The sequence below is a fragment of the Muricoccus nepalensis genome (assembly GCF_006438825.1).
GTDB lineage: Bacteria > Pseudomonadota > Alphaproteobacteria > Acetobacterales > Acetobacteraceae > Roseomonas > Roseomonas nepalensis.
On record NZ_RCZP01000001.1, the window covers coordinates 314,345 to 335,498 of the forward strand.

Below are 21,154 nucleotides of genomic sequence, written 5' to 3' on the forward strand. Positions count from 1 at the left end.
GACCATGCTGACCCGCAAGCAGCACGAACTCCTCATCTTCATCGACAAGCACCTCCGCAGCACCGGCTTCTCCCCCTCCTTCGAGGAGATGAAGGAGGCGCTGAACCTGAAGTCGAAGTCCGGGATCCATCGCCTGATCACGGCGCTGGAGGAGCGCGGCTTCCTTAAGCGCCGCGCTCACCGCGCCCGCGCCCTCGAGGTGCTGCGCGTGCCGGACAGCCTCTCGCCCCGCGGCGCCCCCGCGGCGGCCGCCCCGGCCCCGGCCGCGGCGGGCCCCGCGCAGCCCCTCTTCGCGCCGAACGTCATCCGCGGGAACTTTGCGCCCAACCTGCCGGGCGCCGTCCGCACCGCCAACGACGCCGCCGCCGTCCACCTGCCGCTCTACGGCCGCATCGCCGCCGGCCTGCCGATCGAGGCGCTGCGCGACGGCGGCGAGAGCGTGGAGGTCCCGGCCGCGATGCTCGGGGGCGGCGAGCACTACGCGCTCGAGGTCTCCGGCGATTCAATGGAGGGCGCCGGCATCCTCGACGGCGACACCATCATCATCCGGCGCGGCGACACCGCGGACAACGGCTCGATCGTCGTCGCCCTCGTGGACGAGAACGAGGTGACGCTGAAGCGCCTCCGCCGCCGCGGCAACTCCATCGCGCTCGAGGCCGCCAACCCGCGCTACGAGACCCGCATCTTCGGGCCGGACCGCGTGAAGGTGCAGGGCCGGCTGGTGGGGCTGGTCCGCCGCTACCACTGAGCGGCCGGGGGATGACCTGAAGGGCCGGGGGGGATCCCTCCCCGGCCCTTTCTCTATTCGGTCTCCGCCGGCGGCTCGGCCTGGGGCTGCGCGCGCGGGACGGGCACGGGCGGCACCCAGGGCCGGTCGCCGCGGAAGGCCCGGTCCGAGAGGACGACCACGCCGTCCCGCCCGAGCCAGATCGCGTGCGACCCGTCGCGCCAGGCGCTGAAGCGGTCGACACGGGGCACGTCGCGGCAGCGGCCCCGGATCGGCTCCAGCGACACCAGGACCGCGGCCTCCCCGCAGCCCGTCTCCGCCAGCACCGGCCCGGCCGGCGCGCGCCGCCCGCGGCCCCCCTCTCGCGGCGGCGCGCGGAGAAGCACCGCGGCCGGTCCGTCCCCGCGCGGGCGGAGGAGGCAGGAGAGCGGCGTGCAGGCGGCGCCGGGCACCTCCCCCTCCCGCGGCAGGGCCGCCGCGTCATCCTCGCCCCAGGCGCGCAGCCAGGATTCCCGCGTCAGCCGGCTCGAACCGGAGGCCCGCTCCGACAGCACGCCGGCGGGCGTGGCCACGGCCAGCATCCGCCCGTCCGCCGCGAGAAGGATGTCCGGCGGGGCCGTCGCCAGCCCCGAGAGCAGCCCCGCCGCCATCAGCGGCACGCCGGCCCAGCGCCAGGGGAGGCGCCAGAGGCAGAGCCAGAGCATGCCGAGGGAGAACAGGCCGAGCCCCCAGGCCGGGATCGGCGCCGCCGAGAGCGCGGCCCCCGGCCAGGACGCGACCGTGCGCCCGACGAGGAGCGTCGCGTCCACCCCCCACCCCATGACCGCCAGCGCCGGCCCTTCCCAGCCCAGCGGCATGAGGAAGGCCGCGAGCATCCCCGCGGGCATGACGACGAAGGAGGTGAGCGGCACCGCGACGGCGTTGGCCGCGACGCCGTAGAGCTGCAGCCGGCCGAAATGGTGCAGGCCGAAGGGCGTGGTGGCCGCGCCCGCGACGATCGAGGTTCCCATCAGGCCGATCAGCAGGAGCGCGAGCCGCCCCGCGCCGCCCCTTTCCCGCAGGCGCCGCGTGGGCCCGCGCATCGCCTCCGCCGCGGCGATGAGGGCGAGGACGGCGGCGAAGGACATCTGGAAGGAGGGCCCGACCAGGGCCTCCGGCGCGAAGAGCAGCACGAGGGCCGCCGCCACCGCCAGCGCCCGCGGCGAGAGCGCCCGCCGCCCCGTCAGGATCGCGAGGGTAAGAGGGCGGCCATGGCGAAGGACCGCACCATCGGCACCCCCGCCCCGGTGAGCAGCGTGTAGGCGCCGCCGAGGGCAAGGCCCGCCACCGCCGCCGCCCCCTTGGAATCGAAGCGCAGCGCAAGCCAGGGAATGGCCGCGATTCCCGCCCGGAGCACAACGAAGGCAAGGCCGATGACGATGGCGACGTGCAGGCCGGAGGGCGAGAGCAGGTGCGCGAGGCCGGAGTCGCGCAGCGCCGCGAGCTCGGCCGGCGGGATGGCCGATTGCGACCCGGTGAGCAGCGCCGCCGAGACCGCCCCCGTTCCCCCCGGCAGGGCCGCGGTCACGCGCGTCTCGATCGCGGTGCGGAGCCCGGCGAAGAAGGGCGCCTCCCCCCGCGCGGTGATCTCCGCGGGGTTGAGCGCAAAGCCGGACCCCGCCAGGCCCGAGAAGAAGGCGGCGCGCTGGAAGTCGAAGGCGCCGGGAAAGGCCGGCGGCATCGGTGGGCGGATCAGCGCGCGCACCGCGATCACGTCCCCCGGCGCCGGCCGCGCGGGGTCGTTGGCGCGGAGCCGGATGCGGACCCCGCGCGCGAGCGGCGGCCCCTCGCCCAGCCGCGGCGCGTCCAGCAGCACCCGCCGGCCCTCCGGCAGCAGGTCCACCGCCGCGACGCGCCCGCTGACGACGACCGCGGTCCGCGGCAGCTCCGGCAGCGGCGGCGCCACGCCCGCGTGGAAAATCGCCGCGGCGAAGCCGAGCGCCCCGGCCCCCGCCAGCGCCAGCCCCGCCCCGAGCAGCGGGTGCCGCGCCCGCGCGAGGAGGGCGAGCGCCAGGATCGGCCAGGGCAGCGCCATCCAGCCCGCGCCCGGCTCCGCCCGAAGCCCGAAATAGGCGAGCACGCCCGCGCCCATGGCGACGGGCAGCCAGAGCGGCCAGCGGCTCCACTCCGCCACGATCCACCCCTCCGCCCGCTCGGCAAGGGTCGGTCGGGGGGCGGCGATCAGCCCGGGCGCGGCGTGGGTGAGCATGGTCGGCGCCCATCATAGACCAACTGATCACGCGGGCGTGAGGGGTCAACAGCGGCGCCTTGCGTGATAGAGGGGCGCATGACCGTCCGAACCCGCTTCGCGCCCTCCCCCACCGGCTACCTGCACATCGGGGGCGCGCGCACCGCCCTCTTCAACTTCCTCTTCGCGCGCCATCACGGCGGGGAATACCTCCTGCGGATCGAGGACACCGACCGCGCGCGCAGCACGCCCGAGGCGGTGCAGCAGATCCTGGACAGCCTCGACTGGCTCGGCCTCTCGCCGGACGAGCCCCCGGTGATGCAGACCTCGCGCGAGGCGCGGCACGCCGAGGTCGCGCGGGCGCTGCTGGAGAAGGGCGCCGCCTACCTCGCCTACGACACGGCCGAGGAGCTCGTCGCCATGCGCGAGCGCGCCCAGGCCGAGGGCCGCCCGCCCCGCTACGACGGCCGCTGGCGCGACCGCGACCCGTCCGAGGCCCCCGCCGGCATCGCCCCCGTCATCCGCATCAAGGCCCCGCGCGAGGGCGAGACGGTCGTGCGCGACCTAGTGCAGGGCGAGGTGCGGGTCGGCAACAGCGAGCTGGACGACATGATCATCCTGCGCTCCGACGGCACGCCCACCTACCTCCACGCCGTGGTGGTGGACGACCACGACATGCGCATCACCCACGTCATCCGCGGCGACGACCACCTGACGAACACCTTCCGCCAGTGCATGGTCTACGACGCCATGGGCTGGGCCCTGCCGGAATTCGCGCATATCCCGCTCATCCACGGCGCGGACGGCGCGAAGCTCTCCAAGCGCCACGGCGCCGTCGGCGCCCTCGAGTTCCGCGACCAAGGCCTGCTGCCGGAGGCCGTGTGCAACTACCTCCTCCGCCTCGGCTGGGGGCACGGGGACGAGGAGTTCGTGCCGCGCGAGCGGGCGATCGAGCTGTTCGACCTCAAGGACGTCGGCCGCGCCGCCTCCCGCATGGACTACGCGAAGCTCATGCACCTGAACGGCCAGTACCTCCGGGCGGCCAGCCCCGAGGCGCTGCTGCCCCGCGTGCTGGCGCGGCTCGGGGAGGTCGGCGAGGTCCAGGCGGCCCGCGTCGCGGCCCTCATCCCCGACCTCCAGCCCCGCGCGCGCAGCCTCGAGGAGATGGCCGAGGGCGCGCGCTTCGCCTTCGCCGGCCGCCCCCTGAAATACGAGCCCAAGGCCGCCCTCGCGCTCGAGGACCACGTCGCGCGGGAGCGGCTCTCCGCGCTGTCGACGGCGCTCGCCGGCGCCGAGTGGGAGCGCGCGTCGCTCGACGCGGCGCTGCGGGCCTTCGCGGAGGCGCAGGGCGTGAAGCTCGGCCAGGTGGCCCAGCCGCTGCGCGCCGCCCTGACTGGCAGCCTGCAGTCGCCCCCGATCGACGCCGTGCTCGCGGCCCTGGGACGGGAGGAGAGCCTGGCGCGCATCGGCGACGCGGCGGAGGGCATCACCCTGGTCGGAGGCTGAGGCCAGGGGGTTCCATCCACCGCATGGATGGAGCCTATCCAGGCCTTGGAGTGGATCATCGCGGGGAGGCGGGCGCATACCGCCGTCACAAGACGACGACGTCGTGCCGCCGCCATCCACCAAGGATATGAGCGATGACCGCTTCCAACCCCTCCAAGACTCTCCGCGCCCTCGGCCTCGCCGCCGCCGTGATCGGGTCCCTCGCCGCGCAGGGCGCTTCCGCCCGCACCCTCTACACCGTCGACGGCCCGATCACCGTGCCCGACGCCGTGCTGACGCAGAGCCGCACGCCGCTGTCGAGCCCGGCCCAGACGCCCGCCCAGATCTTCCTCGAGCGCAGCGGCGCCACCGGCGGCGGCGGCCAGCACTCCTGACCGCCGGGGCCACCGGCCCCGCCCCGTAGAACGCAGAAAGGGCCGCCGGTCATGCCGGCGGCCCTTTCTCATGCCCGCGCCGCGCTCACATGCGGTCGCGCGGGACGATCCGGCAGGCGGCCGCGGTCGCCCGCGCCAGGGTGATGAGGCGCCGCGCGGCGACCGCCCCCGTGGCCGCCTCGCCCACCACATGGCCGATGAGGGGGTTGGTGACGATCGCGCGGACCGCCGTGTCGGTCGCGACCTCCGTCGCGGCGACGGTCGCGGCGTCGAAGGCCGCGCGGCGGAGCAGCGAGGCCGTGGCGACGATCCCCGGCCGCATCCCGTGCAGCGCCGCCACCTGCCGCACCAGCCGCAGCCCGCGCCACCCCACCACCAGCGCGTCGAGCGAGGGCGAGGGGCTGATCGCCGTGGCCGCGAAGCCCTGCAGCGCCGCCACCCGCCCGAGCGCCCGCGCATCGGCGTCGAGCGCCTCCAGCGGCCCCGCCTCCAGCAGCGCGCGGAGGGCCGGCAGGTCCGGCGCCTCCCGCAGCGCCGGCAGCGCCGCGGCGGCGAGCGGGATCGGCTCGGCCCAGGCGAGGACATGCGCCTTCGCCGAGCGCAGGTCGCCGCGCGCGAAGGCCTCGCGGGCCGCGTCCACCTGGCGCAGCCGGAACAGCGCGCGGAACTCCCGCACCGCCGCCCAGCCGATCACCCCGAAGCCGCCGAGCGACACCGCGAGCGTCAGCCAGCCGAGCCAGGCGGCCCGCGTGAACTGCTCGGCCACGTAGTTCCCGGCGGCCAGCGCCGAGAAGCCGAGGATGAGGGCCGAGACCCCGATCGCGAGCAGCGAGAGGGTCGAGAAGCCGACGGAAGGGATGGCGAGCGGCTCGGTGCCGGCCTCCCAGGCGTGGTCGAGCCGCGCCGGGCCGGCTTCCTCCTCCAGGATGATCCGGGGGGGACGGGGGACGGTCTCGCTCAAGGCAGCGTCTCGCTCATGCCGGGGGCCTCCTGCGCGCGGGCCCCCGATATGGCCCGCGCCGGCCGCGATTACAGCGCGTCGCCCAGCAGCCCCGCGAGGAGCGCGTCGAGGCCGAGATGGGGCACCCCGCCGCGCCCGTCCGCGTCCAGCCCGGGCGGGCGGAAGACGGGCATCTGGAAGTAGGGCGCGTGCCAGAAGCTCTCGGGCGGGCGCCGGGCGGGCACCAGGCCGGGATCGACCGTCGCCCAGCGCCCGTTCTCGAGGAGGACGCCGCGCACCGCCGGCGAGGGCCGCCCGTCATGCGTCGCCGTCGCCTCCTGGGTGCAGCGGATGGCCGCGACGGCGTGGACGGAGACGGCCGCCCCCGCGATCTCCGCGCGGCGCCGCGGCGCGTCGACGAGGTCCGACAGGAGCGAGGAGAGGCTGTCCCGGCTCACCTCCGGCACGTGGTCGGCCTTGGTGGCGGCGAAGGCCACGCGGCCGATGCCGCCGCCCGTCAGCAGGTCGAGCCAGCCGCGGCCGTAGCGGAGCGTGCCCGAGATGGCCGCCAGCGCCTCCGCCGTGTCGTCGAAGGCCTCCCGCCCGGCGTGCAGCGCGCCGAGCACGTCCACCAGCACCACCTGCCGGTCGAAGCGGCGGAAGACGGGATCGAGGAAACGGTCGCGCTGGTCCCGGAGGTAGGCGGCGTGGCGGCGCTCCAGCAGCTCGCCCAGCGGCGAGCCGCGGGCAGCCTCGGGCAGGGGGAAGAACCAGAGGAGCGGCGCGTCCCCCGCCGGCCCCGGGTTGAGGAAGCGGCCGGGCTGGAGGAAGCGCAGCCCGAGCTCGTCGCGCGCCGCGAGGAGGAAGCGGCGGTAGAGGGCGTGGCCGCGGCGGGCGAGCGAATCCTCCGCCGGGGCGTTGGCGGGCAGCGCGCGGGCGAAGGCGAGGAACTCGGCCGCAGGCGCGGCCCGGATGCCCGTCGAGAGGCGCGCCAGGGTCTCGTCCGACCAGGCCGCGAAGTCCTGCAAGAACATGGGCAGGTCGAGCAGCCACTCGCCGGGGTAGTCGAGCAGGTCGAGCGTCACCTCCCGGTCCGGCAGGAACTGGCCGTAGAGGCCGTGCCGCCGGAGGGTGAGCGAGAGGGAAAGGGTGGAAAGGTCCTCCGTCCGCGCCGGCCATTCCGGCGGGTCGGCGGCCAGCGCGGCGAGATGCGCCTCCGCGTCGAAGCGCGGCGTCGCCTCCACCCCCGGCGGGATGGCGCGGGCGCGGCGGAGGCGGCCCTCCCCGAGGTCCAGCCCCGGCAGGGTCCGCCGCCCGGCCCCCGCCGCCACGAGGTTGGCGACGAGGGAGGTGAGGAAGACGGTCTTCCCGGCGCGCGACAGGCCCGTGACGGCCAGCCGCACGCGCTCGCGCCCCGCCAGCGCGAGGGCCGCCTCCGCGCTGCGGCTGGCGGCCTCGTTGAGGAGGCGGACGGGATCGGGAAGGAGCGCCACGCCGGTTACTGGCGCTGGATCAGCTCGATCTTATACCCGTCCGGGTCCTCGACGAAGGCGATGATCGTCGTGCCGTGCTTCACCGGCCCGGCCTCGCGCACCACCTTGCCGCCCTCGGCGCGGATCCGCTCGCAGGCGGCGGCCACATCCGGCACGCCGATGGCCAGGTGGCCGAAGGCGCTGCCGAGGTCGTACTTCTCGGTGCCGTAGTTGTAGGTCAGTTCGATCTCCGCCTCGCCGGTGGCGTTGCCGCCGTAGCCGAGGAAGGCGAGCGTGTACTGGCCGGCGGGCACGTCGTTACGGCGAAGCTCCCGCATGCCGAACATCCGCGTGTAGAACCCTACGCTCCGCTCGAGGTCGCCGACCCGGATCATCGTATGGAGGAACTTGCCCTTCGGGGTGTCGCTCATGCTGTGGCTCCTGCTGTCGCGGCGCCCACATGGTCACGCGGGTCGATGGCGAGAAGGAAGAGGCCCGCAGAATCCGCGCGCTCGACCATCTGGGCGCGGTCGAGCAGCAGCGCCCCTTCCGCCTCGAAGGCAATCCCGGCAAGCCCCGCGGCGACCGCGTTCTCCACGGTGCGCGGGCCGAGAGCGGGCATGTCCACCTCCCGGTCCTGGCCGGGCTTGACCAGCTTCACCAGCACGCCGCCAGGGCCGTCCCGCCGCAGCCCGCCCACCCGGGCCAGCAGCGCGTCCGTGCCCTCGATCGCCTCGACGCCGAGCACGAGGCCCTGCTGCACCACCGCCCCCTGCCCCACGTCCACGGCGCCGAGCGCGCGCACGACCGCGACGCCGCGGGCGATGTCGGCCATGGCCATGGCGTTCGGCCCCGCGCGCGTCAGCAGGCCGGACGGCGCCTGGGCCTCCGACAGGAAGCGCGTCGGGCCCACGGGCTCGAACCCCTCCTCGCGCAGGACCTCGCGGACGGCCGAGAGAAGCGTGTCGTCGCCGCTGAAGGCCTTCATCCCAATCCGGGCGAGGTGCTTGGCCGCGCCCGCGTCGGGCCGGAGCGAGAGGATGGAGGGGCGGCGGATGTCGCCCACCAGCACGACCTGCCGGGCGCCCTGGCGCTTCAGCCACTCGATACCGGCGCCGGCCGCGCCGAGGCGGATGCTGATCTGCGGCACCCCCGCCCAGTCGGCCGGGCGGGCGAACCCCTCCAGCAGCACGGCGACGAAGGGCCGGCCGGTCGCGCGGCACGCGGAGGCCACGCGCAGCGGCATGGCCCCGCCCCCGGCCACGATGGCCACGGGCGCCTCGTTGCGGGGATCAGTCATGCGGGCCTCAAGCGGCCTCCGCCTCGGCGTCCCCGGCCTGGCGGCCGGCGCGCATCAGGCCGCGGCGCGTGGAGGCCTCGATGAAGGCGAGGACCTCCGCCACCTGGGCCTGCTCGCCCAGCTCCTGGGTGACGAGGGCCACCCGCGCGTCGAAGGTGCCGCGGCCGAGGAAGAGGCCCCGGTAGGCGGCGCGGAGCGCGTTGATCGCCTCCCGCCCGAAGCCGCGGCGCTTGAGGCCGATGAGGTTCAGCCCGATCAGCCGCGCCCGGTTGCCCATGCAGGAGCCGAAGGGGATCACGTCGCGCTCCACCCCGCTCATGCCGCCGATCACGGCCTGGCGGCCGATGCGGACGGACTGGTGGATGGCCGTGCCGCCGCCGACGAAGACGTTGTCGCCGATGTGGACGTGGCCGCCGAGCATGACGTTGTTGGCGAGGATCACCCGGTCCTCGAGCACGCAGTCGTGCCCGACATGGGCGACGCACATGATGAGGCACTCGGCGCCGAGCCGCGTCACCCCCTCGCCGGAGACGCTGCCGCGGTGGATCGTCGCGTGCTCGCGGATAACGCTGCGCGGTCCGACCTCGACCCGCGTCGGCTCGCCCTTGTACTTCAGGTCCTGCGGCGGCAGGCCGACCGAGGCGAAGGGCAGCACCTGCACGCCCTCGCCCAGGTGGGTGATGCCGTCGAGCACCGCGTGGGCGCCGACCTGCACGCCGTCGCCGAGCACGACCTCGGCGCCGACGGTCGCGTAGGGGCCGATGGTGACGCCGGCGCCCAGGCGGGCGCCCTCGGCCACGATGGCGGTGGGGTGGATCTGGGCCACGTCAGCCGTCCAGGATCATGGCGGCGTAGGTGGCCTCGGCGACGACCGCGCCGTCCACCTTCGCCTCGGCGGAGAACTTCCAGACGTTCCCGCGCTGGCGCTCCTTCGTGACGTGCACCCGCATCTGGTCGCCGGGGACCACGGGCTTCCGGAACTTCGCGCCCTCGATCGACATGAAGTAGACGAGCTTGCCGCGCGCGCTCTCGCCGAGCGTCTCCACGACCAGCACGCCGGCGGTCTGCGCCATGCTCTCGATGATCATCACGCCCGGGAAGACCGGGTGGCGGGGGAAGTGGCCCTGGAAGATCCCCTCGTTGATGGAGATGTTCTTGATGCCGGTCGCGCTGACGCCGGGGATGAGGTCCACCACCCGGTCCACCAGCAGGAAGGGGTAGCGGTGGGGGATCGCCTCCATGATGCGGGCGATGTCGAGCACGCCGCGCGTCCCGCCCACCGTGTCCTCGCCCCCTTCCCCGGAGGTCTGTGCCTTGCTGTCCGACATGCTCAATCGCTCTTTGTTTCGGGCATGCGGGCCGCTGCCTTCGATCGTCCCAGCTTCCGCATCGCGGCCGCAACCCGCAAGCCCTCCCGCGCCGGCATGGCGGGGAAGCCGAAGACGTCCATTCCCTCGGGAACGTCGTCGATCACGCCCGACTTGGCGCCGACGCGCGCCCTGGAACCGATGGTGAGATGGCCGGAGATGCCGGCCTGCGCCGCCACGACGACGAAGTCACCGAGGACGGTGGAGCCCGAGATCCCGGCCTGGCCGACGATGACGCAGCCGCGCCCGAGGCGCACGTTGTGGCCGATCATCACCTGGTCATCCAGCCGGCTGCCCGCGCCGATCACCGTGTCGTTGCCCGAGCCGCGGTCGATGCAGGTGTTGGCGCCCACCTCTACCCCGTCGCCGAGGAGGACGCGGCCGAGCTGCGGCACCGTGACGTGCTCGCCCTCGCGGGTCGTGGCGAAGCCGAAGCCCTCGCTGCCGATGCGCGCGCCGGGGTTCAGCGTCACGCGGTGCCCGGCGACGCAATGGGTCGCCGTCGCGTGGGAGAGGATGCGGCACTCGTCGCCGAAGACGCAGTTGGGGCCGACATGCGCGTGCGGGCCGACGATGCAGCGCGCGCCGAGCACGGCGCCGTCCTCGATGACGGCGTAGGGACCGATCTCGCATCCCTCGCCGAGCACCACCCCCTCGCCGATGACGGCGGTCGGGTGCCGGCGGCCGTCCGCCGCGGCCGGCGGGTGCAGCAGCGCCGCGATGCGGGCGAAGGCGAGCACCGGGCTCGGCGCGACGAGCGCCACCGTCCCCTCGGGAACCGCTCCCGCGTTCGCCGCGGCGAGTACGACCGCGCCCGCGCGGCTCTCCCTCAGGCTCGGCAGCCAGCGCCGGCCCTCGAGGAAGGACACGTCCGAGGGGCCCGCCGCCTGCAAGGTGGCGACGCCGGTGAAGAGGCGGCCCTCCGAACCCTCGGGCGGCGCGATCCCGGCGGCCGCCGCCAGGCACGACAGCGGCAGGGGGCCCGCCGCCGCGTGGAAGCGCGTGTCCGCCGCCACGGCTCTAGCGGCGGGGCTGCGCCGGCGGCGCGGCGGGCTGCGCGGGGGGCGCGGCGGGACGGCCGGCGGGGGCGGCAGCCCCCTGCCCGGCGGGCTGCGCGGGCGCCTGGCCCTCGGGCGGGAGCGCGACGGTGCGCAGCACGCGGTTCACCTGCTGGCTGATCTCGTCCGTCAGGTCGAAAGGCGCGTCGTTGAAGATGACGAGCGGGCGCGGCAGCACGAGGTTCACGTTGCGGCTGGCGGCCACCTGGCGGATCACCACGGCCAGCGCCTGCTCGATCTCGGCCAGCGCCGACTGCGCGACCGCCTCGATCGCACGCGAGCGGTCGCGGAAGACGCGCTGGCTGTCCGTGATGCGCTCCTGCAGCTCGCGCTCGCGCTGGCGAAGCTGGTCGGGGTTCATCGAGGCGCGCTGGCCGGCGAGCGCGGTCTGCTCGTCGCGCCAGCGGGTCTGCTCGCGCTGCAGGTCGTCGTTCAGGCGCTGGCGGCGCCGCTCGACCTCCTCGCGCACGCCGTTGAAGGCGGTGGAGTTCCGCTGGATCTCCGGCACGTCCACGATGCCGATGACCGCGGCCGGCGGCGGCTGGCCGGGCGGCAGGGGCGCGGGGTTGGGCTGGGGCGGGCGCTGCGCCTGCTGCGGCGGCCGCTGGGGCTGCTGCGATTGCTGCGCGGGCCGCGCGGGCGCCTGCGCCGGGCGCGACTGGTTGCCGCCGCCCTGGGGCGGGATGAAGAAGCCGGGATCGGACTGCGCGAGGGCCGCCCCGCCGAGCACAGGGAGGAGGAGGGCCGCAAGGGCCGCGATCGCGGGGCGCGCGGGCATCATTCGTGTTCCAGTCTCTTCGTTCTCAGAACCGCGTGCCGAAGCCGAAGCGGAAGATCTGCGTCTCGTCGTAGGACTTCTTCACCACCGCCTTGCCGAAATCGAGGTTGATCAGGCCGAAGGGGCTGCGCCAGGACACGCCGACGCCGGCGCCGACGCGCGGCGAGGATTCATCGACCACGCCCACGCCGCTCGAGGAGCCGCTGAGCCCGCCGACGTCGACGAAGGCGCGGCCGGTGATGCCGATCTCGTCGGGAATGGGCAGCGGGAAGCGGAACTCGGTGGTCTGCGTGTAGAGGAAGCGGCCGCCGAGGCTGTCGCGCGAGACGCTGGCGACGTCGCGCGGGCCGGCGCCGGCCGTGCGGAAGCCGCGCAGGTTCTCACCGCCGAGGAAGAAGCGGTCGACGATGCGCTCGTCCTTGCCGCCGAAGGGCGCGAGGTAGCCGACCGAGCCCAGCAGGGCGAGGACGTAGTTCGGGTCGCCCAGCAGGCGCTCGAAGGGGATGTAGTAGGCGCCGTCCACGCGGCCGCGCACGTAGCTCACGTCGCCGCCGAGGCCGGCCACGTCCGTGCCGAGGCGGATCAGGTAGCCCGTCCGCGGGTCGAGGCGGCTGTCGCGCCGGTCGTAGGTGAGGGTCTGGCCGACCTGGGAGAGCAGCGTCTCGCCGCGCTGCTCCTGGATGTAGCGCGAGGCGCCAGCGACGATGTCGTAGATGTTGCGCTGGGACAGCGTGTAGGAGAAGGACTGCCGCAGGAACTCGTTGTACTCGTAGCCCGCGCGCAGCGCGAAGCCGTAGCGCCGCTCGCGGTAGCCCGAGTAGCTCGTCAGGTCGCGGTTGATGTAGAACACGTCCGCGCCGACCGCGAGGTTGCGGTCGAGGAAGGACGGGTCCGTCACCGAGAGGTCGAGCTGGCTGCGGCGCTGGGCGAGCACGCCGTTGATGCGCGCGTCCACGCCGGTGCCGAGCAGGTTGCGCTCGCGAAGCCCCACGTCGGCCAGCGCGCCGGCGTCGGTGGAGTAGCCGCCGCCGAGCGAGACCTCGCCCGTCGCCCGCTCCGTCACGTTGGTGCCGAGGATGACGCGGTCGGGCGCGGAGCCGGGGCTCGTGTTGATCGTCGCGTCGCTGAAGTAGCCGAGGTCGCGGATGCGCTGGCGGGAGCGCCGCACCTGCGCCGCGTTGAAGGCGTCGCCCTCGGCCAGGCGCAGCTCGCGGCGGATGACGCGGTCCTGCGTGCGGACGTTGCCGGTGACGTCGATGCGCTCGACGTAGAGGCGGTTGCCCTCCTTCACCTCGAAGGTGATGTCGACCGTCCCCGCCTCGGCGTTGCGGACGATGCGCGGCGTGACCTCGACGAAGGGCGCGCCAAGGGCGTTGGCGCGGTCGGACATCGTCTCGGCGATCCGCTCCACCGCCTCGCCGTCGTACTGGTCGCCGCTGGAGATCGTGACCTCCGGGCGGAGCTGGTCGGCGGTGACGTTGCGCAGGCTCGACGTCGTCTCGACCTTACCGAAGCGGTAGCGGCGCCCCTCCTCGACGACGTAGGTGACGAAGAAGCCGGTGCGGTCGGGCGTCAGCTCGGCGGTGCTCGCCGTCACGTTCACGTCGGCGAAGCCCTGGCGGAGGTAGAAGCGGCGCAGCAGTTCCCGGTCGAAGTTCAGGCGCTCGGGGTCGTAGGTGTCGCTGCTGCTGAAGGGCCGGTACCAGGCGGCCTCGCGCGTGGCCACGATCTCCTTCAGGCGGCTGTCCGAGTAGGAGCGGTTGCCGACGAAGTTGATGCGGCTGACGAGCGCGACCTCGCCCTCGTTCACCTCGAAGACGACATCCACGCGGTTCTGGTCGAGGCGGATGATCTTGGGCTCGACCGTCGCCGAGAGGCGGCCGCGGCTGGCGTAGAGGTCGAGCACGCGGGAGCGGTCCGCCTGGGCGGCCTGGGGCGTGAAGACGGAGCGCGCGCGAAGCTGCACGGCGTTGCGCAGCACGTCGTCGCTGAGCTTGCTGTTGCCCTCGAAGGCGACGCGGCTGACGATCGGGTTCTCCTCGACCTGCACGAGGATCCGCTCGCCCTGGCGCGAGACGCGCACGTCGCGGAACAGGCCCGTCGCGTAGAGAGTGCGCAGCGAGCGGTCGAGCCGGTCCTCCTCGAAGGCGTCGCCGGGCTGCAGCAGCATGTAGGAGCGGATCGTCTCCGCCTCGATGCGCTGGTTGCCCTGCACGTCGATCGCCTGGACCGTGCCGGGGGCGAAGCGCGACGCGCGCGCGGCGGGCCGGGCGGCCGGGCGCGGGGCGATGGGGCGGCTCGCCTGGGCCAGGCGCACGCGCGGCTCGGCGCCGCGGCCCGCCTCCGCCCGCGCGCCGTCGCGCCGCTGCCCGGCCTGGGGCTGCGCGGCCGCGTCCGGGGACGTCACGACGGGGACGAGGCAAGTGGCGGCCAGGAGGAAGGCCCGGGAGATAGGCGAGACTTGCAAGGCTTGATCCTGTGCCGGCTGTTCCGGTGGGCGGGTCGCACCCCCGCGACCGGGCCGCAACCTAGCGGCAAGGGCGGTGTGTTGCCACCCCCGCCAGGGTTGCCGGCCGGCCGGTCGAAAAAAAGCGATCTGGTGTGGTTCAGCCGAACAGGCCGTGCACCCAGCGGAACAGGCCGAAGTTGGAGAGGTCGTTCCAGGTCGCGAAGATGAACAGCGTGGCCAGCACCGCGAGCCCGGCGCGGAAGCCGTACTCCACGGCGCGCGGCGGCAGCGGCCGGCCGCGGATCGCCTCGAGCGCGTAGAAAACGAGGTGCCCGCCGTCGAGCACGGGAATCGGGAAGAGGTTGATGAGGGCGAGGTTGACCGAGAGAATCGCCATGAAGGTCACGAGGCTCGAGAGGCCGAGGCTCGCGACCTGCCCCGAGAGCTGGGCGATGCGAAGCGGCCCGCCGAGCTCCTCCGTTCCGCGCTCCCCCGCGATCATCTGCCAGATGCCGCCGAGCGTCTGCACCGTGACCTCGCCGGTGTAGGCGATCCCGCCCCAGACGGCGGAGAACGGGTCCGTCCGCTCGTAGGTCGGCGCGCCGCCGCCGATCCCCAGCAGCCCGACCGGCGCCGCGCCCTCCGCCGCGCCCGGGCGGGGCAGCGGGGTCGCGCTGAGGGTCACCTCCCGGCCGTCCCGCATCAGGCGGAGCTGGATGGGCTGGTTGGCGCGCGGCTGCACATGGGCCTGCACCTGCTCGAAGCGGGTGACGGGCACGTCGTCGAGGGAGAGGATCCGGTCGCCCGCCAGCACCCCGGCGCGCTCCGCCGCGCCGCCGGCGACGACGGAGGCCACGGTCGTCGTGCCGACCGGGCGCCCGACCGCCATGAAGAGGGCCGCGAACAGCACGGCGGCGAGCACGAAGTTGGCCGCCGGCCCCGCCGCGACGACGATCGCGCGGTCCAGCACGGGCTTGTCGTGGAAGCGCGGGCCGCGCGGGTCGTGGCCGGCCGGGGCGTCGACCGAGTCGGTCACGTCGCCCGGCCCCTCCTGGCCGTAGAGCTTCACGTAGCCGCCGAGCGGCAGCCAGCCGATCTGCCACTCCGTCCCGCGCCGGTCGGTCCAGGCCGCGATGCGCCGGCCGAAGCCGATCGAGAACTTCTCGACGTAGATGCCGCGCCAGCGGGCCGCGGCGTAGTGGCCGAGCTCGTGGAAGAACACGAGCACCCCCAGCACGACGACGAAGGCCAGGATGGTGCGGAAGGGATCGGGGAGGAACTGCACCGGTGTCTCTCTGGCTGGTCGGCTTGCGGGTCAGGCGGGGGCGTGGAGGCTGCCGGCGATGCGCTCCGCCTCGGCACGGGCGGCGGCGTCGAGGTCGAGCACGGCGCCGAGGCTCGCCACCGGCGGCGCGCCGAGGCGTTCCAGGGTCTCCTCCACCACGCGCGCGATGTCGAGGAAGCCGAGGCGGCGGTCGAGGAAGCGCGCCACCGCTACCTCGTTCGCCGCGTTGAGGATGGTGGGGGCGCCGCCGCCCGCCAGCAAGGCCTCCCGCGCGAGGCGGAGCGCGGGGAAGCGAACGGGATCGGGCGCCGAGAACTCCAGCCGGCCGAGGGCGGCGAGGTCCAGGCGGGGCACGTCGGCCCGCATCCGGTCCGGCCAGGCCAGCGCGTGGGCGATGGGCGTCCGCATGTCCGGCGAGCCGAGCTGGGCCAGCAGCGAGCCGTCCGCGTACTGCACCAGCCCGTGGACGGCGGACTGGGGATGCACCAGCACCTCGATCCGGTCCGGCTCCACCGGGAAGAGCCGCGCGGCCTCGATCAGCTCCAGCCCCTTGTTGAACATGGTGGCGCTGTCGACGCTGATCTTGGCGCCCATGGACCAGACGGGGTGGCGCACCGCCTGCTCGGGCGTGGCCGCGCGCATCTCGGCGAGGCTCGCGGTGCGGAACGGCCCGCCCGAGGCCGTGAGGATGATCCGCTCCACCATGGCGGGGTCCCGGGCGTCGAGGGCCTGGAAGATCGCGTTGTGCTCGGAGTCGACGGGCAGCAGCGTGGCCCCCGCGTCGGCGACGGCGCGGAGGAAGATGTCGCCGGCGCAGACCAGCGCCTCCTTGTTCGCCAGCGCCAGCGTGCCCCCGCGGCGGAGCGCGGCCAGCGCCGGGCCCAGCCCCGCGGCGCCGACGATGGCGGCCATGGTCCAGTCCACCGGGCGGGCCGCGGCCTCGGCCACCGCCTCCGGCCCGGCCGCGGACTCGATTCCGCTGCCGGCCAGGGCGTCGCGCAGCGCGGGCAGCCCCGCGGGGTCGGCCAGCACGGCCAGCCGGGCGCGGAGGCGCCGCGCGGTCGCGGCCAGCGCCACCGCGTCGCGCCCGGCGATGAGCGCCTCCACCGCGAAGGCGCCCTCGGGCGCCGCCTCGAGGAGGGAAGCGGTGGAGCGCCCGACCGAGCCGGTGGCGCCGAGGATGGTCACGGTGCGCGTCATGGCGTCGCCCCCGGGTTCAGGTTGGGGGAGCTTAGCGCCACAGCGCGCCGCCGTAGCCGATGAGGAGCGCGAGGAGCATGGCGGCCGGCGCCGCGGCCAGCAGCCCGTCCAGCCGGTCCAGCAATCCCCCGTGCCCGGGGATGAGGCTGGAGGTGTCCTTCACGTTGAAGTGCCGCTTGATGCCGGATTCCAGCAGGTCGCCCGCCTGGGTCGCGACCGCCAGCACCGCCGCCGCCGCCGCCGCCCGCGCCGGGCTGCCGGGCGCGAGCTCCGGGGCCAGGACCGCGCCGATCGCCATGGCGAGCAGCAGCCCGCCGGCCGATCCGCTCCAGGTCTTGGCCGGCGAGACCTGCGGCCAGAGCAGCGGCCCGCCGAGCGCCCGCCCCGCCAGGTAGGCGCCGATGTCGCTCGCCCAGACCACCAGCAGCAGGAAGACGAGGTTGGCCCGCCCCGCCTCGTTCTCGTGCCGGAGCTCGATGAGGCAGAGGCCGGCGACGCCGATGTAGAGGACGCCGAGCGCGAGCCGCAGCGCCGGCTGGCGCGGCCGGTCCCGCCCCCGCAGCCCCGCGGCGGAGACCCAGGTCAGCAGGAAGCCGCCGCCGAGCACGAGCCAGGCGGCGAGCGGGTATTCCAGCACGGCCAGCGTGCCCGCCAGCAGCACCGCCGCCGGCACCACCGCGCCCGGCATGGTCACCGTGCGCAGCCCGCAGAGATGCACCCATTCCCAGGTCAGGATGGCGGCGCCGAGCGCCAGGAGGAAGGTGTAGGCGTTCGCGCCGAGCCAGACGCAGAGAACGGCGGCCGGGGCGAGGACAATGGCCGAGAGAGCGCGCTTGCGAAGGTCCCGCCAGTTCTTGCCGGGCGTTGCGGGAGGGGTCGCCGGGGCGCCCCCCTCCGGCACGCTGCCTGCCTGGGCCACCGTCTCAGCCGGTCCGGGCGCCGAAGCGGCGGTCCCGGCGGTGGTACTCGGCGACCGCCTCCCGCAGGTGCGCGGCGTCGTAGTCGGGCCAGAGGACGGGCTGGAAGACGAGCTCCGCGTAGGCGCACTGCCAGAGAAGGAAGTTCGATAGGCGGCTCTCGCCGGAGGTGCGGATGATGAGGTCGGGGTCGGGCATCCCCGCGGTGTCGAGATGGGCGGCCAGCGCCGCCTCGTCGATCTGCTCCGCCTTGATCTCCCCGGCCGCGACCCGGCGGGCCAGGGCGCGCGCGGCCCCCACCAGCTCGGCCCGGCCGCCGTAGGAGAGGGCGACGTTGAGGTTCAGCCGCGCGTTCCCGGCCGTCGCGGCCTCGGCGCGCGCGATCTCGGCCTGCATCCCCGGCCCGAAGGCGGTGCGGTCGCCGATGACCCGGAGCCGGACGCCCTTCTCGACGAGCTGGCCCACCTCGTGGCGGAGGTAGTGGCGCATCAGGCCGGTGAGGTCCCGCACCTCGTCCGCCGGGCGGCGCCAGTTCTCGCTGCTGAAGGCGAAAAGGGTGACCCAGGAGATGCCGATCTCCCCCGCCGCCTCGATCAGGCGGCGCGTCGCCTCGGCCCCGGCCTTGTGGCCGAGCGCGCGGGGCACGCCGCGGGCCGCGGCCCAGCGGCCGTTGCCGTCCATGATGACGCCCACGTGGAGCGGGGCGGGAGGGGCGTCCCCCCTCATCCGTTGGGTCTGCGTCGCGGCGCTCATGATGTCGGGCCGGTCAGACGGCCTTGATGTCCTTTTCCTTCTCGGCGTAGGCCGCGTCCACCTTCTTCACGTACTCGTCCGTCAGCTTCTGGACGTCGTCGGACCAGCGCTTGGCGTCGTCCTTCGATACCTCGGACTTGGTTTCCCAGCCCTTGATCGTCTCCATCCCATCCCGGCGAACGCCGCGGATGGAGACCTTGTTGGCCTCGGCGTACTTGGCCGCCTGCTTGGCCAGGTCGTTGCGGCGTTCCTGGGTCAGCGGCGGCAGGGGCACGCGGATGACCTGCCCCTCGGCCTGGGGGTTGAGGCCGAGATTGGCGTCGCGGATGGCAACCTCCACGGCCTTGGTGACGGACTTGTCCCAGACCTGCACCGACAGCAGCCCGGGGCCGGCGACGGAGATGTTGGCGACCTGGCTCAGCGGCTGGTTGGTGCCGTAGGCCTCGACCCGGATCGGCTCGAGCAGCGCCGGGCTCGCGCGCCCGGTGCGAAGGCCCGTGAACTCCTTGCGAAGCGTCTCGAGCGCGCCGTCCATCCGGCGGACGAGGTCCTTGCGCAACTCGGGGAAGTCAGGGGGAGCGGCCATGGGTCTGCCTCAGCTCTCGTGAACCGTGGTGAACTTGCCCTCGCCCTTCATGACGGCGGTGAAGGCACCCGGTTCGTGGATGTCGAAGACGATGATCGGGAGCTTGTTCTCGCGGGCGAGCGAGATGGCCGCCGCGTCCATGACGGCCAGGTCGCGGGCCAGCATGTCATGGTAGGTCAGGGCCTCGTAGCGCTCGGCCAGCGGGTCCTTGCGGGGGTCGGCCGTGTAGACGCCGTCCACCTGCGTGCCCTTGAGGAGCACGTCGCAGCCCATCTCGGCCGCGCGGAGGGCGGCCGCCGTGTCGGTCGTGAAGAAGGGGTTGCCCGTGCCGGCGGCGAAGATCACCACCCGCCCCTTCTCCATGTGCCGCACGGCGCGGCGGCGGATGAAGGGCTCGCAGAGGGTCGTCATGGGGATGGCGGACTGCACCCGGGTCGCGACGCCCGCCTTCTCCAGCGCGTTCTGCATGGCGAGCGCGTTGATCACGGTGGCCAGCATGCCCATGCCGTCGGCCTGGGCCCGGTCCATCCCGGCGGCCGCGCCGGAGACGCCGCGGAAGATGTTGCCGCCGCCGATCACGAGGCCGACCTGGATGCCGAGCTGGGTGACGGCGAAGATGTCCTCGGCGATCGCGTTCACGGTCGCGGCATCGAGGCCGTAGTTGCCCGGCCCCATCAGGGCCTCGCCGGAAACCTTCAGCAGGACGCGCTTGTAGCGGAGGCTTGTCATTCTGTGCTGCGGTCCCGGAAGCTGGCGAGGTTAATCGCGCCCAGGCGGCCCGGCAAGGCACCGGGCCGGACGGGCAAGGCGTCCGCCGCCCGGGCGCCGGGCGGCGGCAGGCCCCCCTCCGCGGCGGAGGGGGCGGTCCGGGCGCGCGGGGCGCCCGGCGCCGGGCTCAGCCGGCGGTGCCGGCCGCGGCGGCGACCTCGGCGGCGAAGTCGCTCGTCTCCTTCTCGATGCCCTCGCCGAGCTGGAAGCGGGCGAAGCCGATCAGCGTGGCGCCGGCCTTCTGGACGACGGCCTTCACGCGGCTCTCGCCGTCATGCACCCAGACCTGCTCCAGCAGCACCACCTCCTCGTAGTACTTGCGGATGCGCCCCTCGACCATCTTCTCGATGACCGCGGGGGGCTTGCCGGAGGCCTGGGCCTGCTCGGTCAGCACCGCGCGCTCGCGCTCGAGCGCCGCGTTGTCCACGGCCGTGACGTCGAGCGCCTCCGGGCGGGCGGCGGCGACGTGCATGCCGATCTGGCGGCCGAGCGTGACGATGGCGTCCCCGCCGTCGGCGGCCTCGAGGGCGGCCAGCACGCCGATCTTGCCCAGGCCCGGCTTCACCGCGCTGTGGACGTAGGTGGCGACCGCGCCCGAGGGCACGGAGAGCACGCGGGCGCGGCGGATCGTCATGTTCTCGCCGATCGTGGCGATCAGGCGGGTCAGCTCCTCGGCGACCGTGTGGCCGGCGCCCGGGTAGGCCGCGCCCTTCAACGCCTCCACGTCCTCGCCGGCGTCGAGGGCGATCTTCGCGACCGTCTCCACGAAGCCCTGGAACTGCTCGTTGCGGGCCACGAAGTCGGTCTCGGCGTTCACCTCGACCATGGCGGCCTTCGTGCCGGCGGCGGCGACGCCGATCAGCCCCTCGGCGGCGACGCGGCCGGACTTCTTGGCGGCGGAGGACAGGCCCTTCTTGCGCAGCCAGTCGATCGCGGCCTCGCTGTCGCCGTTGCTCTCCACGAGCGCCTTCTTGACGTCCATCATGCCCGCGCCGGTCTTCTCGCGCAGGTCGCGCACCATGGCTGCCGTGATCTCGGCCATCTCTCTATCCCGTCTTCTGGCGTGCCGGCCCGGCCGGGCGAACCCGGAGCTTGGCATCGCGGCCACTCGCTCGTGACCGGGGCGCGGCGTGTATGCGACACGCCGGGGCGGCAATGCCACCCCGGCGCGATCAGTTCATTGCGAGCCTGGCGGGAACACCGCCGGGCAAGGCCCGATCAGCCCGCGCGGTTGCCGTCGTCGCGGTTGTTCTGGACCATCGTCTCCAGGCTCTCGCCGTCCACGCCGGCGGTGACGCTCGACTGGGCCGTCTCGAGGGCCGGGCCGGCCGCCACGTCGGCGCCGCCGAGCGTGTCGAGGATGCTCTCGGCGAAGATGCCCACGCCCTCGGTCGAGGCGATGTCGAGCGGCGCGGAGGGCAGGGCCTCGTCGCCCGGCAGAGCGTCG

General features: G+C 74.4%; 19 protein-coding genes and 1 pseudogene. 3 read left to right on the forward strand and 17 right to left on the reverse strand.

Features of this window, described 5'->3' with window-relative positions:
• Window positions 1–4: 4 nt before the first annotated feature.
• The gene (gene lexA / locus EAH89_RS01335) at window positions 5–748 is read left to right on the forward strand and encodes a transcriptional repressor LexA (protein ID WP_140880960.1); all 744 of its coding nucleotides are present in this window, start codon (window positions 5–7) and stop codon (window positions 746–748) included.
• Between the two features lie 53 nt (window positions 749–801).
• On the opposite strand, the pseudogene EAH89_RS33370 reads toward lexA, so the two are convergent.
• Window positions 802–2,975: pseudogene (locus tag EAH89_RS33370) on the reverse strand (ComEC/Rec2 family competence protein).
• Between the two features lie 78 nt (window positions 2,976–3,053).
• On the opposite strand from EAH89_RS33370, the gene gltX reads away from it, so the two are divergent.
• Window positions 3,054–4,460 carry a glutamate--tRNA ligase gene (gene gltX / locus EAH89_RS01345; RefSeq protein ID WP_140880961.1) on the forward strand — a complete coding sequence of 469 codons (1,407 nt, stop codon included), beginning with the start codon at window positions 3,054–3,056 and terminating at the stop codon, window positions 4,458–4,460.
• A gap of 134 nt (window positions 4,461–4,594) precedes the next feature.
• Window positions 4,595–4,834, forward strand: a complete 240-nt coding sequence (locus EAH89_RS01350; protein ID WP_161993449.1) for a hypothetical protein — start codon at window positions 4,595–4,597, stop codon at window positions 4,832–4,834.
• Window positions 4,835–4,919: 85 nt separating this feature from the next.
• On the opposite strand, the gene EAH89_RS01355 is transcribed toward EAH89_RS01350, so the two are convergent.
• The 16 genes from EAH89_RS01355 to tsf all read right to left on the reverse strand — a co-directional run bounded on the left by EAH89_RS01355 (window position 4,920) and on the right by tsf (window position 20,749).
• Entirely contained in the window at window positions 4,920–5,795 is an 876-nt protein-coding gene (locus EAH89_RS01355) for a DUF697 domain-containing protein (RefSeq protein ID WP_140880963.1), read from the reverse strand.
• Window positions 5,796–5,863: 68 nt separating this feature from the next.
• Window positions 5,864–7,267, reverse strand: coding sequence for a YcjX family protein (locus EAH89_RS01360; RefSeq protein ID WP_140880964.1), 1,404 nt, complete (start codon window positions 7,265–7,267; stop codon window positions 5,864–5,866).
• Window positions 7,268–7,272: 5 nt separating this feature from the next.
• Entirely contained in the window at window positions 7,273–7,677 is a 405-nt protein-coding gene (gloA, locus tag EAH89_RS01365) for a lactoylglutathione lyase (protein WP_140880965.1), read from the reverse strand.
• Complete coding sequence (locus EAH89_RS01370; protein WP_140880966.1) at window positions 7,674–8,546, reverse strand: LpxI family protein; 873 nt, start codon at window positions 8,544–8,546, stop codon at window positions 7,674–7,676. The genes gloA and EAH89_RS01370 overlap by 4 nt, the downstream gene beginning before the upstream one ends.
• 7 nt (window positions 8,547–8,553) lie before the next feature.
• A complete protein-coding gene (gene lpxA / locus EAH89_RS01375; RefSeq protein WP_140880967.1) occupies window positions 8,554–9,372 on the reverse strand; it encodes an acyl-ACP--UDP-N-acetylglucosamine O-acyltransferase in 819 nt (272 codons plus the stop codon).
• 1 nt (window position 9,373) lies between these two features.
• Entirely contained in the window at window positions 9,374–9,874 is a 501-nt protein-coding gene (gene fabZ, locus EAH89_RS01380) for a 3-hydroxyacyl-ACP dehydratase FabZ (RefSeq protein WP_140880968.1), read from the reverse strand.
• A gap of 2 nt (window positions 9,875–9,876) precedes the next feature.
• Window positions 9,877–10,929: a UDP-3-O-(3-hydroxymyristoyl)glucosamine N-acyltransferase gene (lpxD, locus tag EAH89_RS01385; protein ID WP_140880969.1), complete on the reverse strand. Its 1,053-nt coding sequence runs from the start codon at window positions 10,927–10,929 to the stop codon at window positions 9,877–9,879.
• 4 nt (window positions 10,930–10,933) lie between these two features.
• A complete protein-coding gene (locus EAH89_RS01390; RefSeq protein WP_241666786.1) occupies window positions 10,934–11,749 on the reverse strand; it encodes an OmpH family outer membrane protein in 816 nt (271 codons plus the stop codon).
• Between the two features lie 25 nt (window positions 11,750–11,774).
• The gene (gene bamA / locus EAH89_RS01395; protein WP_241666787.1) at window positions 11,775–14,216 is read right to left on the reverse strand and encodes an outer membrane protein assembly factor BamA; all 2,442 of its coding nucleotides are present in this window, start codon (window positions 14,214–14,216) and stop codon (window positions 11,775–11,777) included.
• A 139-nt stretch (window positions 14,217–14,355) separates the two neighbouring features.
• Window positions 14,356–15,483: an RIP metalloprotease RseP gene (rseP, locus tag EAH89_RS01400; protein ID WP_140880971.1), complete on the reverse strand. Its 1,128-nt coding sequence runs from the start codon at window positions 15,481–15,483 to the stop codon at window positions 14,356–14,358.
• A 30-nt stretch (window positions 15,484–15,513) separates the two neighbouring features.
• Window positions 15,514–16,683 (reverse strand): 1-deoxy-D-xylulose-5-phosphate reductoisomerase, encoded by a 1,170-nt coding sequence (dxr, locus tag EAH89_RS01405; RefSeq protein ID WP_140880972.1) that lies wholly within the window; start codon window positions 16,681–16,683, stop codon window positions 15,514–15,516.
• A 31-nt stretch (window positions 16,684–16,714) separates the two neighbouring features.
• Window positions 16,715–17,602: a phosphatidate cytidylyltransferase gene (locus EAH89_RS01410; RefSeq protein ID WP_241666788.1), complete on the reverse strand. Its 888-nt coding sequence runs from the start codon at window positions 17,600–17,602 to the stop codon at window positions 16,715–16,717.
• Between the two features lie 4 nt (window positions 17,603–17,606).
• Entirely contained in the window at window positions 17,607–18,353 is a 747-nt protein-coding gene (uppS, locus tag EAH89_RS01415; protein ID WP_140880973.1) for a polyprenyl diphosphate synthase, read from the reverse strand.
• 13 nt (window positions 18,354–18,366) lie between these two features.
• The gene (gene frr / locus EAH89_RS01420; protein WP_140880974.1) at window positions 18,367–18,939 is read right to left on the reverse strand and encodes a ribosome recycling factor; all 573 of its coding nucleotides are present in this window, start codon (window positions 18,937–18,939) and stop codon (window positions 18,367–18,369) included.
• A gap of 9 nt (window positions 18,940–18,948) precedes the next feature.
• Window positions 18,949–19,668: a UMP kinase gene (pyrH, locus tag EAH89_RS01425; RefSeq protein ID WP_140880975.1), complete on the reverse strand. Its 720-nt coding sequence runs from the start codon at window positions 19,666–19,668 to the stop codon at window positions 18,949–18,951.
• A gap of 166 nt (window positions 19,669–19,834) precedes the next feature.
• Entirely contained in the window at window positions 19,835–20,749 is a 915-nt protein-coding gene (tsf, locus tag EAH89_RS01430) for a translation elongation factor Ts (protein ID WP_140880976.1), read from the reverse strand.
• Window positions 20,750–21,154 lie beyond the last annotated feature (405 nt).

Excerpts from the sequence above, each read along its gene's own strand:
- uppS (WP_140880973.1), bottom strand. The coding sequence starts at position 18,353 with ATGAGCGCCGCGACGCAGACCCAACGGATGAGGGGGGACGCCCCTCCC.
- frr (WP_140880974.1), bottom strand. The coding sequence starts at position 18,939 with ATGGCCGCTCCCCCTGACTTCCCCGAGTTGCGCAAGGACCTCGTCCGC.
- EAH89_RS01370 (WP_140880966.1), bottom strand. The coding sequence starts at position 8,546 with ATGACTGATCCCCGCAACGAGGCGCCCGTGGCCATCGTGGCCGGGGGC.
- gltX (WP_140880961.1), top strand. The coding sequence starts at position 3,054 with ATGACCGTCCGAACCCGCTTCGCGCCCTCCCCCACCGGCTACCTGCAC.
- EAH89_RS01390 (WP_241666786.1), bottom strand. The coding sequence starts at position 11,749 with ATGCCCGCGCGCCCCGCGATCGCGGCCCTTGCGGCCCTCCTCCTCCCT.
- tsf (WP_140880976.1), bottom strand. The coding sequence starts at position 20,749 with ATGGCCGAGATCACGGCAGCCATGGTGCGCGACCTGCGCGAGAAGACC.
- EAH89_RS01350 (WP_161993449.1), top strand. The coding sequence starts at position 4,595 with ATGACCGCTTCCAACCCCTCCAAGACTCTCCGCGCCCTCGGCCTCGCC.
- gloA (WP_140880965.1), bottom strand. The coding sequence starts at position 7,677 with ATGAGCGACACCCCGAAGGGCAAGTTCCTCCATACGATGATCCGGGTC.
- lexA (WP_140880960.1), top strand. The coding sequence starts at position 5 with ATGCTGACCCGCAAGCAGCACGAACTCCTCATCTTCATCGACAAGCAC.
- pyrH (WP_140880975.1), bottom strand. The coding sequence starts at position 19,668 with ATGACAAGCCTCCGCTACAAGCGCGTCCTGCTGAAGGTTTCCGGCGAG.
- dxr (WP_140880972.1), bottom strand. The coding sequence starts at position 16,683 with ATGACGCGCACCGTGACCATCCTCGGCGCCACCGGCTCGGTCGGGCGC.
- fabZ (WP_140880968.1), bottom strand. The coding sequence starts at position 9,874 with ATGTCGGACAGCAAGGCACAGACCTCCGGGGAAGGGGGCGAGGACACG.